The sequence below is a fragment of the Bacillus sp. FSL H8-0534 genome (assembly GCF_038005885.1).
Lineage (GTDB): Bacteria > Bacillota > Bacilli > Bacillales > Bacillaceae_G > Bacillus_A > Bacillus_A pseudomycoides.
This window is the reverse complement of sequence record NZ_JBBOUC010000001.1, coordinates 915001-932171: the sequence shown is the minus strand read 5'-3', so window position 1 is coordinate 932171 and position 17171 is coordinate 915001. Positions and strand designations below refer to the sequence as shown.

Annotated in this window: 12 protein-coding genes, 2 pseudogenes and 2 other annotated features; of the genes and pseudogenes, 6 read left to right on the top strand and 8 right to left on the bottom strand. The window is 34.7% G+C overall.

The features are described 5' to 3' along the window. Nucleotides 1-48 precede the first annotated feature (48 nt). Nucleotides 49-3150 carry an isoleucine--tRNA ligase gene (gene ileS, locus MHH71_RS04835; protein WP_006094705.1) on the top strand — a complete coding sequence of 1034 codons (3102 nt, stop codon included), beginning with the start codon at nucleotides 49-51 and terminating at the stop codon, nucleotides 3148-3150. 304 nt (nucleotides 3151-3454) lie between these two features. Here the strand turns inward: ileS and MHH71_RS04830 are convergent. Beyond that, nucleotides 3455-3637: pseudogene (locus MHH71_RS04830) on the bottom strand (hypothetical protein). 331 nt (nucleotides 3638-3968) lie between these two features. Between MHH71_RS04830 and MHH71_RS04825 the strand changes: the two are divergent. Next, the gene (locus MHH71_RS04825; protein WP_006094706.1) at nucleotides 3969-4199 is read left to right on the top strand and encodes a hypothetical protein; all 231 of its coding nucleotides are present in this window, start codon (nucleotides 3969-3971) and stop codon (nucleotides 4197-4199) included. Between the two features lie 165 nt (nucleotides 4200-4364). Continuing rightward, a pseudogene (locus MHH71_RS04820) lies at nucleotides 4365-4620 on the top strand (sensor histidine kinase); the annotation flags it as partial. Nucleotides 4621-4635: 15 nt separating this feature from the next. On the opposite strand, the gene MHH71_RS04815 reads toward MHH71_RS04820, so the two are convergent. Next, nucleotides 4636-5721 (bottom strand): DUF418 domain-containing protein, encoded by a 1086-nt coding sequence (locus MHH71_RS04815; RefSeq protein WP_033798841.1) that lies wholly within the window; start codon nucleotides 5719-5721, stop codon nucleotides 4636-4638. Next, on the bottom strand, nucleotides 5711-6307 hold the full coding sequence (locus MHH71_RS04810; protein WP_018766453.1) for a TetR/AcrR family transcriptional regulator: 597 nt from the start codon (nucleotides 6305-6307) through the stop codon (nucleotides 5711-5713). The genes MHH71_RS04815 and MHH71_RS04810 overlap by 11 nt, the downstream gene beginning before the upstream one ends. Before the next feature lie 322 nt (nucleotides 6308-6629). Here MHH71_RS04810 and MHH71_RS04805 point away from each other — a divergent pair, with 322 nt between their 5' ends. Beyond that, nucleotides 6630-8138, top strand: coding sequence for a M36 family metallopeptidase (locus tag MHH71_RS04805; RefSeq protein WP_033798842.1), 1509 nt, complete (start codon nucleotides 6630-6632; stop codon nucleotides 8136-8138). 116 nt (nucleotides 8139-8254) lie between these two features. Here the strand turns inward: MHH71_RS04805 and MHH71_RS04800 are convergent, their stop codons facing one another. Beyond that, a complete protein-coding gene (locus MHH71_RS04800; protein ID WP_006094710.1) occupies nucleotides 8255-9748 on the bottom strand; it encodes an NAD(P)/FAD-dependent oxidoreductase in 1494 nt (497 codons plus the stop codon). A 317-nt stretch (nucleotides 9749-10065) separates the two neighbouring features. Then, nucleotides 10066-10545 (bottom strand): hypothetical protein, encoded by a 480-nt coding sequence (locus tag MHH71_RS04795; protein ID WP_018782117.1) that lies wholly within the window; start codon nucleotides 10543-10545, stop codon nucleotides 10066-10068. Nucleotides 10546-10815: 270 nt separating this feature from the next. Next, nucleotides 10816-11027, top strand: a binding site (T-box leader). 105 nt (nucleotides 11028-11132) lie between these two features. Here MHH71_RS04795 and aspS point away from each other — a divergent pair. Then, a complete protein-coding gene (aspS, locus tag MHH71_RS04790) occupies nucleotides 11133-12431 on the top strand; it encodes an aspartate--tRNA(Asn) ligase (RefSeq protein ID WP_006094713.1) in 1299 nt (432 codons plus the stop codon). A gap of 164 nt (nucleotides 12432-12595) precedes the next feature. Next, nucleotides 12596-12845, top strand: a binding site (T-box leader). 118 nt (nucleotides 12846-12963) lie between these two features. After that, nucleotides 12964-14304, top strand: coding sequence for a sodium-dependent transporter (locus tag MHH71_RS04785; protein WP_006094714.1), 1341 nt, complete (start codon nucleotides 12964-12966; stop codon nucleotides 14302-14304). 107 nt (nucleotides 14305-14411) lie between these two features. Here MHH71_RS04785 and MHH71_RS04780 read toward each other — a convergent pair whose 3' ends face one another. From MHH71_RS04780 to MHH71_RS04770, 3 genes are read right to left on the bottom strand one after another with little or no spacing between them, the layout of a single operon-like run. Beyond that, complete coding sequence (locus tag MHH71_RS04780; RefSeq protein WP_006094715.1) at nucleotides 14412-15113, bottom strand: hypothetical protein; 702 nt, start codon at nucleotides 15111-15113, stop codon at nucleotides 14412-14414. A 30-nt stretch (nucleotides 15114-15143) separates the two neighbouring features. Next, a complete protein-coding gene (locus MHH71_RS04775) occupies nucleotides 15144-16076 on the bottom strand; it encodes an ABC transporter permease (protein ID WP_033798843.1) in 933 nt (310 codons plus the stop codon). Beyond that, complete coding sequence (locus MHH71_RS04770; RefSeq protein ID WP_003197336.1) at nucleotides 16069-16986, bottom strand: ABC transporter ATP-binding protein; 918 nt, start codon at nucleotides 16984-16986, stop codon at nucleotides 16069-16071. The genes MHH71_RS04775 and MHH71_RS04770 overlap by 8 nt, the downstream gene beginning before the upstream one ends. Between the last annotated feature and the right edge of the window lie 185 nt (nucleotides 16987-17171).

The window sequence follows — 17171 nt, the reverse complement described above, 5'->3', positions numbered from 1 at the left end:
GACGGGTTTTTTGTGTGCTTTTACAAATTTTCAAAGGAGTGATTGTAAATGGAGAAGGTAAATGTAAAAGAATCAGCTGTAGGGAGAGAAACACGAATTCGCAAGCAGTGGAATAAGCAGAATATCTTTGAACAATCCATTCGAAATCGTGAAGGTGCACAATCTTTCGTTTTTTATGAGGGGCCACCAACTGCAAATGGACTGCCACACGTGGGGCATGCGCTCGGACGGACGATTAAAGATTTAGTAGCGAGATATAAAACAATGACTGGATATAAAGTACTTCGAAAAGCTGGATGGGATACACACGGATTACCGGTAGAATTGGGAGTTGAAAAACAGCTTGGTATTTCTGGTAAACATGAGATTGAAGAGTACGGAATTGTACCATTTATTCAAAAATGTAAAGAAAGTGTATTTACGTATGAGAAGCAGTGGCGTGAATTTACTGAGAGCATTGGATATTGGGTCGATATGGAAGCCCCGTACGTAACTTTGGAAAATCCTTATATCGAGAGTGTATGGCATATTCTTGGGACTATTCATGAAAAAGGGCTGCTATATAAAGGACATCGAGTTTCGCCATACTGTCCAAGTTGTCAAACATCACTTAGTTCACATGAAGTAGCGCAAGGATATAAAACAGTAAAAGATTTAAGTGCAACGGTAAAGTTTAAAGTATTGCATAGTCAAAATGAATACTTTCTTGGATGGACAACAACGCCATGGACTCTTCCAGCCAATGTAGCACTTGCTGTACATCCAGATATGGAGTATGTGAAAGCACAGCAAGCTGATTCGGTTTATATTGTTGCAAAAGAGCTGGCAAGCAATGTATTAAAAGAAGATTATCAAGTATTGTCTACCCATAAAGGAGAAGAATTAGTAGGTACTTCATATGCAGCACCATTTCCTATGGATGAAGTTACGAATGGCTATCGTGTTATTTCGGCAGACTTTGTTACGGGAGATAGTGGTACGGGGCTTGTTCATATCGCACCAGCGTATGGAGAAGATGATTATAAAGTTGTACAGAATCAAGGATTATCATTCCTTCATGTTGTGGATGAACAAGGTAAGTATACGGAAGCTGTTCCATTTTTACAAGGGAAGTTTGTGAAAGAATGTGATGTTGATATTGTTCGTTACTTAGCGCAGGAAGGATTGTTATACTCTAAAGAAAAATATGAACATAGTTATCCGCATTGCTGGCGCTGTGATTCACCACTCTTGTATTATGCTGGAGAAAGCTGGTTCATTCGGACAACTGAGATCAGAGAGACATTCTTAAAGAATAATGATGCAGTCACATGGTATCCAGATCATATGAAACATGGGCGATTTGGAAAGTTTTTAGAGAATATGGTGGACTGGAATATTAGCCGAAAACGATACTGGGGAACACCGTTAAACGTATGGGAATGCAAAAACTGTGATCATCAATTTGCACCGAAGAGCATCGATGAATTAAGAAAACATAGCGTAGGGCATACAGCAGAAAATTTAGAACTGCATAAACCGTATGTAGATGAAGTGAAGGTATGCTGTGAAAAATGTGGTAGTTCGATGACTCGTACGCCAGAAGTAATCGACGTTTGGTTTGATAGCGGTTCGATGCCATTTGCACAGTATCATTATCCGTTTGAAAATAAAGAGCTTTTTGAGGAACAATTTCCAGCTGATGTAATCGCTGAAGGTGTCGATCAAACGCGTGGTTGGTTTTATAGTTTATTAGCAGTAGCGGCTTTATATACCGGAAAAGTACCATATAAACGTGTATTATCTCTTGGGCATGTGTTAGATGAACAAGGACAGAAAATGTCTAAAAGTAAAGGGAATGCATTAGATCCAGTAGAATTAGTCGAGAAATTTGGTGCAGATGCATTAAGATGGGCACTTCTTGTTGATAGTGCACCTTGGAATGCAAAGCGTTTTTCTGAAAGAACTGTGCAAGAGGCGAAGTCAAAACTAGTAGATACACTTGTGAATGTATATAGCTTCTATGTTTTATATACAAACTTAGATAAATACAATCCAAAAGAAAAGTATGAGGTCAAGCGGACGAAATTAGATGAGTGGGTATTATCACGTCTTCATAGTACAGTGAAACAAGTAAGAAATGCATTAGACGAGTATCAATTTACAAATGCAGCGCGTGAAATTGCGGTTCTTGTAGATGAGGTTAGTAACTGGTATGTAAGACGTTCGCGCAATCGTTTTTGGGAGTCTGGCATGAATCCTGAAAAGGCAGCTGCATATGAAACGCTTCATGAAGTGCTTGTTACGCTTAGTAAATTACTTGCTCCGTTTACTCCATTTGTCGCGGAAGATATTCATCTTAACTTAGAAGGAAATAGTGTTCATTTAACAGATTATCCAACAGCGGATGAAAAGCTTATTCAAACCAAGTTAGAGCAAGAAATGAATGCCGTTTTACAAGTTGTTGAGATGGGACGTAGCAACCGAAATCAGCATGGATTAAAAGTGAAGCAACCATTAGCAGAGCTTGTATTACTTGAGCACCATGAGCAGAAAGTGGACTGGGAATCCTATCGTGATATTGTTATGGATGAACTGAACGTAAAAGCATTTCATGTAGAATTAGATGAAACACAGTATACATCGTACCAATTAAAGCTCGATTTTAAGACTGCAGGACCGAAGTTCGGGAAGAACGTTAACGCTGTAAATCAATGGCTAAAACAATTATCGCAAGAAGAAGTACAAAACTTTGTTTCGACTGAAAAAGCATTGTGTAAGCTTGTATCTAGGGAAGAAGTTGTTGTAACGCTTGAAGATGTATTAGTAGAACAAGTACCCAAAGTAGGGTTTTCTAATACTACAAATGGACAATATACGGTAATGTTAGATACGAATGTGACAGATGAACTATTACAAGAAGGAGTGGCGCGAGAATTTATTCGAGCTGTTCAAGAGTATCGAAAACAATTGAATTTACCAGTTAATTTACGAGTAGATGTTATTTTGGATACAGAGGATGAATTACAAAACACTCTAACAAAGCATAAAGATTTATTAGAAGAAAATTTATTAGTAAAACAATTTACGTTTAAAGCATTGTCACAAGAAGAGGATGAAATTTCTTTAGGTGAGAAAAAGGTTCGTATTAAACTGAGTCCAGCTAGCTAAATGAAAAATAGGATATAGATGGAAAGTTCGAATTTTTTATAAAAGTAACTTGAGAATGGAGCGTAAAAAATTACAAGAATCCCTGCGGAATGTCGGGCAGGGATTCAGGGGTAAAGAGGGTTATTTGTATTTGTCGAAACATGTCGTTTTCAACAAGTTAATATTACCACCAATTTTCAGAAACTCATCATGTTAAATGTGTCTGAATTGTATATAAACTGTGTATAAATTTAAACAAAAATGCTATTTTACCTTATAAAACAAAAGTATGATAATCCTTATAAATAATTGCTGAATGATAAACTTACAAAAATGCTTTTAAAAGTTCTTGAACTAATGGAAGTACTCCACCTACAAATTTCAAAACTGCCATTGCGATTTCCATATTATTTCCTCCTCTTTCTTGTAAGATGTGTTAAATGTTTATACCATTATTATAGAAAGTACTTATAACAATATAAATACATTTCAATATGTAATATTTCAAATTATTTATATTTTATATTGTTATAATAGAAAGGGTAAATTCTACAGCATTTTTCGATGAACTGAATAACTAAAGAACATGAAAGTTTCCCTACTTAAAAAGGAAGAGAATTATAAAAATTCTCTTCCTTTTTTATGTGTACATAAACATTGCTTATCTATCTGAAAGTACATGTATACTATACGATTAGTGGCTCTGGTACAAATATGTTGCGCCCTTAAATAATTCATACAGATACGTAATCAAGTGTTCGTAAAGGTATAAGCCTACATAAAATAGAAATACTATCGTTGTGTATGGTAAGTATTTCATTATACAGGAGAGATGTTGTATGACTACTAATAAACGAAATGATTCAGAAAAGGAATTTGAACCTTCAATAATTAACTTAAATGATGAGTTAAATATAATTGATAATGGGGTTACAGAGAGAGTAGACGCTTATCAAAATTTGCAAGCTGAAGATACAGTTACACTTTTTTGGGGAGATGAATGGAATATAGAAGAAGCTGAGAAGAAAAAGATGGATTGTAATCGACCAAATGACGTTAAACAATATTAATTAACATCATGGAACATCTGTCAGTCAATCATACAGAAGCGATTTTAGGAACGTTATGAATAAAGAAACTGATGATTTCCTCAGACAAAAACAAAGCATCTCATTACTATTGAGATGCTTATTCAAATCAAGCATGAATTAACTATTATTATTTAAAAGAAATACAACAATTTATTTGATCTTTCAAAGTTAGAAAGTGGACAAGGAGCTTTTCATCCAAGTTTAACACATGCGGACAGAGCTCTGTTAAGAGGTATTAGAAGCTCATTCGGTCTTATTAACGGACAAACGTATCGAGTTAAAAGTGTAAGTCTCCAATACATTATCTCAACTTTGGATTATGCCATGTAAAATAGTATGTGTTATCAGTAATTTATTACATAATGTTATACAGTATTCCCCTATATATGGAAAAATAGAGTGATAAATTAATAACTTATCCAGTGATTTTTCTCATAATCCACTCTATAGGTCCTCTAGAAAATTTATTTCTCCATAAAATACTAAATAATATACTAAAAATGAAGAAACAAATGGCAAATATTAATACGAAAGATAAAGATTGATTTTCAAGTCTGTGTAAAAGGATCAATGTTCCGATGCCTAAAATGACGTGACTTACATAATGAGTTAAAGTTAATTGTCCGGTTTTAACGATGGCCCCAATAAACCAATTTTTTTCATACCTCTCAGTAATAAATAAGCAAAGAATCAAGATTATTAAAGCAGATCCGGTGGCAGATAAGATGTATAAAATGTTTGGTAAAATAGGTCCTGTATTAAATAAAAAGGTAGAGGATTCTTTTCCGATATAGGGGATGAAAAAATGAGTCAATACTTTTGACAACAATTCAGCAGTTGTTGAAATGATTAGGCTGATTATTAATAGTTTTTTTCTAATTTTATTATTATGAAGATCCATTCGTCCAATCAGCATACCAACTAAGAAGAACGAGAACCATGGGAAAATAGGGTGGTAGCCGTTAAAGAATAAATTACGGAGGAATCCTTTTACTGACCAGAAATCTATATAGTTTATAAAAGGAATGGGGCCTCCCCAGCCTTCAAAGGCATTAAAGGTTAATTGGAGGTATTGTGCAATGAGTAAAATGAGTATCGATAACCAAAGCAATATCTTTTTATTTATTGTAATGAAGAAGGCTGCAATAAAGAGATACACGCCGTAGTAGTGTAATATATCACCTGCCCAGTCGATTGTGTACAACAATAAGCCTAATACAAATAAGAACAACGATCGCTTCCAAATCATTTTTCGACTAGCCATAATTTTAATTGGATTACTACTAGGAACGGATGATTTAGTCATAAGGGAGATTCCTATACCTGCAAGTATGACAAATAGAGCAGAAGCGCGACCCTCAAATAGTGACATAAAGGCTATTAACCATGGAGGGCCATTACCTTCAGCCCCGGTTATAACCATGAAATTAACAATTAGCATTCCAAACATAGCCCATGCTCTAGCAAAATCTAATCCAATAATTCTTCTTTTAATTTCCATGGGAAACACGTCCTTTAAATATGCTATGCACAGCTTCAATCCATATTTGTTTATAATCCATGTTTGTATCAAACATCATGAAATTCCCGATATTATCAAGCACCAATGCGAGCATATGAGCTTTGGCTGTCAGGTTATCATCCTCAATAAGTTGCAATGAATTTGCTTTAGTAAGAAGTGCTTCAAATCCCTTTAAATATTCTCTTTGTATGGAAAGGAGCCGTTCATTATAATTGTTATTTCTAGATGCAAGTAACAAGTATTCTTGTAGGACACGGTTAAAATAAGGATCTTTATCTTGTTCATCGATTATGTTTAAACCAATTTCAATACATTTTTCAATAAAATTGTTTTTTGTAAATTCATCAGTCTTAAAGAAGGTTGAAAATTGAACTGCCTGACATAGCTCATCAAATAAGCCTTCGATTAACGCATCTTTAGATTTGAAGTAATAATAAATAGATGGTTTTGCGATTCCGACTTCCTCGGCAATCATTGTGTATGTGGTCTTAGCGATTCCGTGCTCTGCGAATAAACGATAGCTTGCCTCGATTATTGCAGAAAGGGTTTCCTCACTTTTACTCATAATTGAGCCTCCTAACATGTAAGATCATATTCAGAATAGCATGCATTAAAACAATTTTCAACCTATCGTTAGGTAAAAAAATAGCCCGTTTTTTTATTGCCACCATATGAGTTACGATTGGTAAATGTCTAATTAAAAACAAACATTTCTGCTTAATATCCATAGCGAATAATATCTTTCGAAAGTATTTATCATTTTGATACACAAATATTGAGAAAATATTACTTTCTGTATTAATATAAAAAAGATAAAGGTAATATAATTGATCTTATAGAATTACTCGTACATTCAAAATTTATTAAGAGAGTGGAGAGTGATTCTAATGTTCAAAAAAAGGATGGTAGCAATTGCTACAGCAATACCGTTAGTGTTAGGTACAGTATCGGTTGTTTCAGCGGTAGAAGAGAAACAAGTTAAGATAGACAGGTATTCTCCTCAGGAAAAAGCAGCCGAATATTTAAAAGCGAATGCCGCGCAATATTCATTAAAGACAGATCTATCAGACTTACAGTATATTTCAACTACTGATACACAGGTAGCTTCATATGTTAGATTTCAACAAGTAGTAAATGGTTCCCCTGTATTTTCAAAACAAATAACCGTGACTCTTAATGGAAAAGGACAAGGGGTACTTGCTGTTTCTGATTATCAGCCTGTTCAAAATGTGAAAGAAATAAAGCAAAAAATTAGTGAAAAAGATGCAGAGCAAAAATCAAAGGTATATGTTGGTGGAGAAAGTGAACAAAATTTATGGGCTCCAACAATGAAAGAATTCGGGTATATCATTGAAGAGGGAGTTGCCATTCCTGTATACCGAGTTGTAGTTCACTCCAATCAACCATTTGGTGCATGGGAAACATTCATTGACGCTGAAAATGGAAAACTACTAAAAAAGGTAGATATAAATCGTAAAGCGGAGGGAACAGGGAAAGTGTTTTTGCCGAATCCTGTCGTAACAAGTGGTAGTGTAACTGGATTAAAGGATAATAATGATGCAGATTCAGCAGCATTAAATAATCAATTAAAAACAGTTACTTTAAAAGGCTTAAATGGAACAGGCTTTTTAGTTGGAGATTATGTCACAATTTCTTCAAAGGCAAAAACAAAATCTTCAACTCTTCAATTTAATTACACACGTTCAAATGATAGTTTTGAAGATGTAATGGCATATTATCATATCGATACTTTACAACGTTATATCCAGCAAATAGGATTTAAGAACATTAACAATCGCTCTATTAAAGTAAATGTGAACGGAACGAGAGATGATAATTCTTTCTATTCCCCGTCAACAAAAGATTTAACATTTGGAACTGGTGGAGTAGATGATGCTGAAGATGCAGGAATCATCGCACATGAATATGGGCATTCGATTCAAGATAATCAAGTTCCGGGCTTTGGTAGTTCTCCAGAAGGTGGGGCGATGGGAGAGGGATTTGGAGATTTCTTAGGTGCAACTTATGAAGATGCTACATCAACTACAGGATATGGAAAAGCATGTGTAGGAGAATGGGATGCGACTTCTTATTCAAGTTCAAATCCAACATGTTTGCGTCGATTAGATAATAATAAGGTGTACCCAAGAGATGTGCAAAATGAAGTACATGCAGACGGAGAAATTTGGTCCCAAGGAGAGTATGAAATGGCACAATCCTTTGGCCGTGATGTAGCCACAAAAATCATTTTACAATCGCACTGGTCATTAACGCCAAATGCTAAATTCCGTGATGGGGCAAAAGCGATTAAACAAGCAGATGCTCTTCTATATGGTGGACAACACGCGGCGGAAATTGATCGGATTTGGACGGCAAGAGGAATTAGTACAAATTAAGAATATGAATGAATAATAAAGAAACCCTGGCATAACACCGATTATGCCGGGGTTTCTTTATTATTTGTATTTACTATCAAAAATTACCTATCCAGTCATCTAGGAGTTTTCCAGATTTATTGATTTACTGACGCAAAGGCTGTCTGAGAGAAAGTAGGTACAATTTGATTTAATACTACATCTAATGATTGACCATGGGCTAGCAAGAGTTCATCAAGGAAGCGCTGTCCTTCAGTAGATGAAGTGAGAATGGTAGTTACTAGCTGTGGATCAAATATAGTATGTGGTGAGATTGCTAATGAGTTTACTGCCCAATACATTCCGTATAATTTGAAATCACGCTCGGTTGTGGCATATTTAAGAAATAAATCCATATATTTTTGGCCAAAAGAAATCCCTTTCAATTGCTGTGAACTCACATATTCGACACCTTTCCACTGCAAATCAGTAGCACAATTGAGCCACCAAGCTGGTTCGATTACATCTTGCATTTTTTTGAGAACTCTTTGTTCGAAATGAGGGATAGGGTTATGTTGTTGTTCTTGCAAGCAAGACTCGAGTACTTCTACTTCAATTGCAGCAACGGTCATTCCTTGACCGAAAATTGGATCGTAAATACAGAATGCGTCTCCCAAGACTAACAATCCAGAGGGCCATCGATCCATTTGTTCAAAGTGATGACGAAACAGTTCTGGAACACGATAACTCCGAGGAGAGGATATTGGTTCAAACTCGTGCAAAATTTCGCCAATTATCGGACTTGGGAGCTGGGAAATAGCCTGCTCAAACTCTTCGGCATTTGTAGGAGGATAATGTCCACCAGGACGATAGATTAGCACTTCGGCTATATTATTTTCAATAAAGGAAAAGACGCCTGTAAAAGTTTCTTTAGTTGGCTGCCCTGCAATAGTGATTGTGTCCCATTTTTCTGTGAGATGTAGTAGGTGGGAGGGAACCTTATAGCGGCGAGTACTATATCCAAGGGAGACTTTCAAGCGATCTGAATCTGGCACATCATAACCCTGATCTTGAAGCCAATTTACGAGTTTAGAGGAACGACCACTAGCATCAACTATCAAATCAGCATTTAGTGTTCGTACTTGTTCAGATTTTCCGCGTTCTGAGACTTGGACTCCTGTAACAGTTGTTTGACCAACCGTCATTAATAAACCAATTACGTTATGATTTGTGAGAAAACTAATATTAGAAATTTTTTGTACTTGTTTACGAAGTGTCCATTCAAGCAAAGCTCTACTGAATTTGACATCATTCCGTGGATATTGCATTTCTATCGTGCCATATTGATTCATGTTATGGATGGTTTTATTTAGTACTGAGGGTGCACCTTGTGCTGCTAAATCATTTTCATAGCCTGGAAAGAGTCGTTCTGTAATTAATTTACCACGCTGGGTAAAACGATGTGGATGGAAGGCTTGTGGAGTACCAGGACGGTTGTCAGGTCTTTCTGGAAAAGTATCTTTATCGACTATAAGCACTTCTTTATAGTAGGTAGAAAGTACTCTTGCAGTTAGTAACCCTCCAATACCACCCCCAATGATAATTGCTCGTTCTGTTTTTCCTGTTGTTAGTGCATAGTTGGTATGAGTCATAATTTTCAACCTCCATTTATCAGGTGAATTTTAATCAGTATTTTTCATTCCACACTGGTTATTAGCGATTGACTGAGGTTTTTCCTGCTTGCTAAATTGAATATTCTGCATTAAGGTCATTTAATGGAGCCACGCTAGGAAGTTGAAAGGTAGTTAGAGTTTTTAAAGGGAAAAAGAATGATACAAAAAAGCGTCATTCTTTCCTAATATTTTTTAGAAAGACCAACGCAATTTTCCATTTAATATATTTGTTTTATAAGTTTGAAGATACAGATATGATTATTGCAAGAAATCTTTTCTAATCTTGTAGAAGAATTTTATTTTTGAGATTCCTTAAAAACAAAATGCTCTTTAAACTTTCTTCCCTCAACTTTTTGACCATTTCGCATTGCACGGAAAGGATGTTCTTGCCATGTAATCATGACATCTACCTCGTTTGTTTTTACGGAAACAGGAAAATTTGCATGTTCAAACCCTGTTTTCCCACTTGCTAATCGAGCTTCTTTTAAAGAAAAGAGTTCATATTTTGTTTCCGTGTTTGGTTCATTTCGGAATACTTCCACTTGTACGTTATATACTTCATCTTTTCCAATGTTTTGTACTGAGAAGTGATACGTGTGAAAAACATCTTTTTTAGGTTGTAACATGTTTTTGTCTGTTTTCTTTACTTCGTCAATATGTACTTTCCATTGTTTTGAATTCTGTGAGATGGGTAATGATTGTGGGGAATAGGCGTATGCTTGATTTGTCATTATCATGCATAATAGTAAGAGTAAGAAACTTATAATTTTTCTCATGTATAGACCTCCAGAAGAAATTTACTAATAATATGCCTAGGAAAACAAATTGTTATGTAATGAAATAGTTTCTTTCTGAGTGGGAGGGGAAGTCATGATGCAAAAGAACTTGAAGAAGTGGCAAATCAAACTGATGTTGTTTTAGTGAAAGATTCGAGAGGAATGACATTAGAAGAAATTGTTTCAGAATGAATTTGAAATTAAAATCAGAAAATAATGAAAAAACACCTTGCATTTTCTCTTTTAAAGGAATAGAATACTCTGTAAATATAAAAAGTGGTGAACAGGAAAAGTACATGATGTAAGGGTCTCCAGAGAGCAATCAACTGCTGAAAAGATTGCGATACCGCATGATGGAAAGACATCTGTGAGCGTTGCTTTGAACGTGAAGGTTAGTAAAAGCAAATGGTACCTACCGTTATCAGGTTTAAGATGGTCAGTATGACAATTTGGGTGGTACCGCGGAAAAATCCGTCCCTATTTATAGGGGCGGATTTTTGTATTCTTTGAAAGGAGGTGAGTGGCCGTGGATGATGATGATGATAACAATAATGTAAATAAATATGAAAATATAGGAGGAAACAATAATGGATCAATCAATGAAGCGGTCACTCGTTCGTGAATGTAAAACATGTAGTAAAAAGGTGGTTTTACTACAAGGTTGGGTGAAAAAAATTCGGCATTTGGGGAATATCAGTTTTTTATTATTACGTGACCGAACAGGTGTTATTCAATGCGTGTTAGAAAAAGAATTAGCGGGATATAAAGTAGACGTAGAAAGTGTTGTTCAAATTATTGGCGAACTTGTGGAAACCACAAAAACAGAATTAGGTGTGGAACTGCTTGTAGAAGAAGTAAAAGTGTTAAATACTGCTGAGCCACTTCCTTTTGAAGTGAATAAAAGAAAGCTGCAAGTTGGTTTAGATCAAATGTTGAATGAGCGCGTCATATCGATTCGGCATGAACGGATACAAGCCATTTTTACGATTCAATCTACGCTCGTACAGGCATTTAGTGAATTTTTAATAGAGAACGATTTCACACGTATATTTACGCCGAAAATCGTTTCTCAAGGAGCAGAAGGGGGAGCGAATGTTTTTAAACTCCCTTATTTTCAGAAAGAGGCATATTTAGCTCAATCTCCTCAGTTTTATAAACAGATGATGGTAGCAGGTGGTTTTGAACTTGTTTTTGAAATTGCTCCTGTTTATCGAGCTGAGCATCATAACTCTTCTCGTCATTTGAATGAATATATATCATTAGATGTAGAGATGGGTTTTATTGAAGACTTTTATGAAGTGATGGCATTAGAGGCAGATGTTTTACGTTATATGTTTGAACAAGTAGGACAGAAATGTGAAAAAGAATTAGTGCTCTTGCAAGTTACGGTTCCTATAATTACAGAAATTCCAAAGATTACACTTGCAGAGGCGCAGAGCATTTTAAAAACAAAGTACCGAAAAGAATCACCAGCAGGCGACTTAGATACAGAAGGGGAAAAACTAGTTGGAAAATATGTGAAGGAAACATACGGTAGTGATTTTGTCTTTATCACACATTATCCGAAAGAAGCGAGACCGATGTACACGATGCCGAATAAAGAAAATCAAGCTGTTACGGATTCTTTTGACTTATTATATAAAGGATTAGAGATTACATCAGGTGCGCAGCGAATTCATGAGTATCGTATGTTACTTGCTTCTTTTAAAGAAAAAGGGTTACAGCCAGAAAACTTCGAGTCTTATATTAATACATTCCGATATGGATGTCCGCCTCATGGTGGTTTTGGGATTGGGTTAGAAAGGCTTGTATATAAGTTTTTAGAACTATCAAATGTGAGAGAAGCGAGTGCATTTCCGAGAGATTGTACGCGTCTCGTGCCATAAAGAAAAAGAATCTTCGCGCTTGTTGCGAAGATTCTTTTTTAGTGATAGAAATTTGTACAGTTAAGTTTCTTTCTTTCGACAAAAAAATAAATAACTTACTTGACAGTCATAAATATAACCGATATAATTCGTAGTAATTTCAAAAGAAATTATATTCAGAATATTAGAGTGCGTTGAATAGGAGTAGTAAGGTCATGTGTTTGTACAGAGAGCTATGGGTTGGTGTGACATAGTCAAATGACATCCTGAACTCGCCTAGGAGCAGTAAGGTGGAACAGAAGTCTAATTCTTAGTAAATCTTAACGGTTAACCTTCGATAACAGGTTTGTAATCAAACGATTACTGCTAAGGTGGATTCATAATGGAATCAATAAGGGTGGTACCGCGTTAAGTAAATGGCTTAGCGTCTCTTTATATAAAGAGATGCTGGGCCATTTTTTTATTATATATAGGAAGAAATGGAGGGTTTATTTGGATTGGTTAATAATATTTATTTATTAATATAAAAAGATGTAATTAGGAGGAAAATAGGATGAAACAGACGGAGCAGTGGACTTCGAAATTAGGATTTATAATGGCTGCAGCAGGATCTGCAATTGGGCTTGGAGCAATATGGAAGTTTCCTTATATTGCTGGAAAGAGCGGGGGAGGAGCATTCTTTTTAATCTTTATATTGTTTACGGTATTAATAGGTCTTCCGTTATTGATAGCTGAATTTATGATAGGGCGCAGTACACAAAAACAAGCAATCGGAGCATTTAAAAGTATCGCACCAAATACAGGCTGGCATTGGATTGGACGTCTTGGCGTTGGAACTTGTTTTATTTTGTTATCATTTTATAGTGTTGTTGGTGGCTGGGTATTAATCTATTTATTCAGAGGGATAACTGGACAACTGATTACACCGCAGCAAAATTATAGTTCACTATTTACAGAAACAATTGGGGATCCGGTTTGGGCAATTGTTGGCCATTTTGCTTTTATGTTTATTACGATTTGGGTTGTATCAAAAGGGGTACAAAATGGAATCGAAAAAGCGAGTAAATATATGTTACCAGCATTGTTCGTTCTGTTTGTTGCTCTTATTGTACGCTCCTTAACACTTGATGATGCGATGAAAGGAGTCAAATTCTTCTTACAGCCTGATTTCTCAAAAATCACATCTGAAAGTATTTTGTTTGCAATGGGGCAATCATTCTTTGCTATTAGCATTGGGATATCCATCATGGTCACGTATAGTTCTTATTTAAATAAAAAAGAAAGTTTGCCACGCTCAGCGGTAACAATTGTTGGACTAAACTTATTTGTTTCTTTATTCGCTGGTCTAGCTATTTTCCCAGCAGTATTTTCACTAGGAATGGAACCGACAGAAGGACCAGGGTTACTATTTATTGTGTTACCTTCAGTTTTTAGTCAAATTCCATTTGGTAGCTTTTTCTTAACAGTATTTCTTGCACTATTCACATTTGCAACGTTAACATCTGCGTTTTCACTACTTGAAACGGTTGTTTCAGCACTAGCGAATGGACAGCAGGAAAGAAGAAAGAAATTGTCATGGATCATTGGATTTTTAATTTTCTTAGTTGGTATCCCATCTGCACTTTCATTTGGTGTATGGAATGATATTACAATCTTTGGTAAAAATATTTTTGATGCGGTAGACTTTTTATCTAGTAATATTTTAATGCCACTTGGAGCTTTGTTTATTAGTATTTTCGTCTCATTTAAAATGGAGAAAAAGGTATTAGAAGCAGAATTTTTTGTTGGCGGTAATTACGGGAAAGCATTGTTCACTTGCTGGGTATTCTTGCTTCGATTTGTCGCTCCGATTGCGATTGTCATTGTCTTTTTGAATGTGATTGGGATTATTTGAAATTAAATAATTGAATATTCGGAAATTATTAAGGTGTATTTAAGGAAAAAACCAACCGAATTATTAAAAAATGCGGTTGGTTTTTATCCTGTATAAGTAAATCAATTTTATTTATTAAAAGTTATTTTCCCTTTAACATTATTTACTTTTATTTTATCGCTTTTAGCACCTAAGATGGTAACATTCTTTTCAATATTATTGATAGCGGCTGAACCATCACCAATTTTGGCTCTTATAGATCCTTTTATATCCTTAATAACAACTTTTCCGTTGTTATTATCAAGATTAATGTCAGACTTTGTATGCACAATATCTACATTTCCATCTCTATTTGTTACACTTACAGTTCCATTAACGTTGGAAATGTCAATATTACCGTTGACATTAAGTATATTTATATCTGAATCGAGGTTAGAGACTTTGATATCGCCGTCTCTATGAGTCTTTTTAAATTCAACTTTTATGTTTTTAGGTAATGATAGTTTGACATCAACCCAAGTTTCGCTATTGCTAAAAAATTGTCCATCAAAAGAAGTGTTTAAAGTTGCAATTCCATTTTTGGCTGAAAGACCTAGTTTTAATTTATCCATGCTGATACCTTTAGCCTTTGCAGTAATAGAAGCCTCTATTTTATCTGATTTAGGATTTGTTGAAATATCAATATTGCCGTTACGGTTATCTAATGTTAACGTTTTAACATCAGTAGCGGATAGCTCCAGTTGTTGTTCTTTTGTTTTACTTTCGGAATTTGAACAACCAGTAAGTATAAGAGTTATTAATATACAGAATTTAATCCATCTTTTTTTCAATGTATTTTCCTCCAGTCTTTAATAAAAAATTTAAGCGACATCTTTTTTTACGAATATGGGGTATGCAATTCCATGCATGATGAATATATGAATTAAGATAAATAGTATAGAAAAACTGAAAGTCATGCCCTCTACAGGGGGATTCTCATATACGAAACTTGATAAATCCGTATGAGAGAAGATGAAATATTTTGTCCAGCTGAAACCTTTTAATGAGATACTCATGACAAAACCTGCAATTGCTACTAAAAGAGAAAATACGATAGAGAATGTAGTGCTTTTAAACGCCGCTGAAATCATAAATGCTAAAGTTGCAACAATAATTAAGTAAGGAATCTTAAATAATAAGCTACCAATTAGTGCCTGAAGGAAGCTTGTTTTTTGAACGGCATGATCTTTGACAAATAAGTATTCACCATTTATTCCATCAAAGCCTAAAAGAATGCCACTAAATAGAATGGAAAGAAGGAACGTCATTACGATTAAGAAAAATCCAAATAATAAAGTAGAAATATATTTAGAAAAATATATTTGTGTGCGAGTAGCGGTTCGTGTTAATAAAAATTTAATTGTACCGGATTGAAATTCACTTGCAACAATTTCACCAGCTATTATGAGTGTAAGAATGGAGATAGCTATTAAAAAATTTGTACTTTGTCCAATCGTAAAGAACCATGCATTGTTTGTTGGTTTTATATTACTGTCAATGTAATAATTATTTAGTAAAAGTTTTTTTTCATTTTCTATTTTTTCAATAGGTAATTTTAGAGATTCTTTTTCAACTTGAAGTAATGCATTTTCTTCAATAAGAGATGTCTTCCAGTCATCCCCATAATTAACTTGGCTGGAAAGCTTTACGTTTAGGAATTGAATGAAAATAAATACAACCATAACACCTACCATAATCCAAGTTCTTTTTCGTTTGAAAATTTTCATATTTTCATTTTTTATTAGATTAATCATTGTGCACTTCATCTCCAGTCATTTCAATAAATTTGTCTTCTAAAGTTGTTTTAATGGTTTGAACACCATAAACATTCACTCCATTTTTGGCTAATGTATCGCAAATTTCAGGTATATGTTCTTTACTTATTTTGATCGTAATGACATTTTGATTTGTTATGATTTCTTCACCTATTACTGATTTTTGTAAGAGTGGGATTGCTAAGTCTGTTCGGTCTACTTCAAATTGTACAGCTTGTATCTGTTCTTTCGTAATATCTTTTATATCATGTATACCAATTAAATCTCCTTTGTCTATAATAGCGATGCGATCACACATCATTTCCATTTCGGCCATTAGATGGCTTGAAACAACAATTGCTACATTTTCGTCTGTAGCTAGTTGTTTTAAATGAAACCTTAAATCTCTAATTCCTTGAGGGTCTAATCCATTTGTAGGTTCATCTAAAATGAGAAGGGCAGGTTTGTGTACCAAAGCAATTGCAAGAGCAAGCCGCTGTTTCATTCCTAAAGAATAAGTGGAAACTTTATTATGAATACTTTTTTCCAACCCAACTAAAGAAACAACCACATCTAAACGTTCTTTTGGAATATTAGGTGTCATTCTAGAGAAGTGAAGGAGGTTATCATAGCCAGATAAAAATTTGTATAAATCAGGATTCTCAACAATCACTCCAATATGTTTCATAGCTTCTTTAAAGTCTTTGCTTGTGTCTTTTTTGTTAATTGTGACTGTTCCACTGGTTTTGGAGATTAAGCCAACAATCATTTTAATTGTAGTGGATTTTCCAGCACCATTTGGGCCTAGAAGACCAAGAATTTCTCCTTTTCGAGCATCAAATGATAATTGATTAACGAGTGTGCGCCTTCCAATTTTCTTAGTTAAGTTCTGTACTTTTAAAATACACATATTTTGTTCACTCCCTTAATATTAGTGACATGTTTCGGCTACTAACATAGCAAAAAGAATGTAATATAAGGCAGTGACAAAGTGTCATAACCTTGCTATGATGAAAATGGAAAAATAGGGGATATGTATAATATTCATCTTGATAGGGGGTATATGAAAGTTGAATGACATAAAAAATAAGTTAC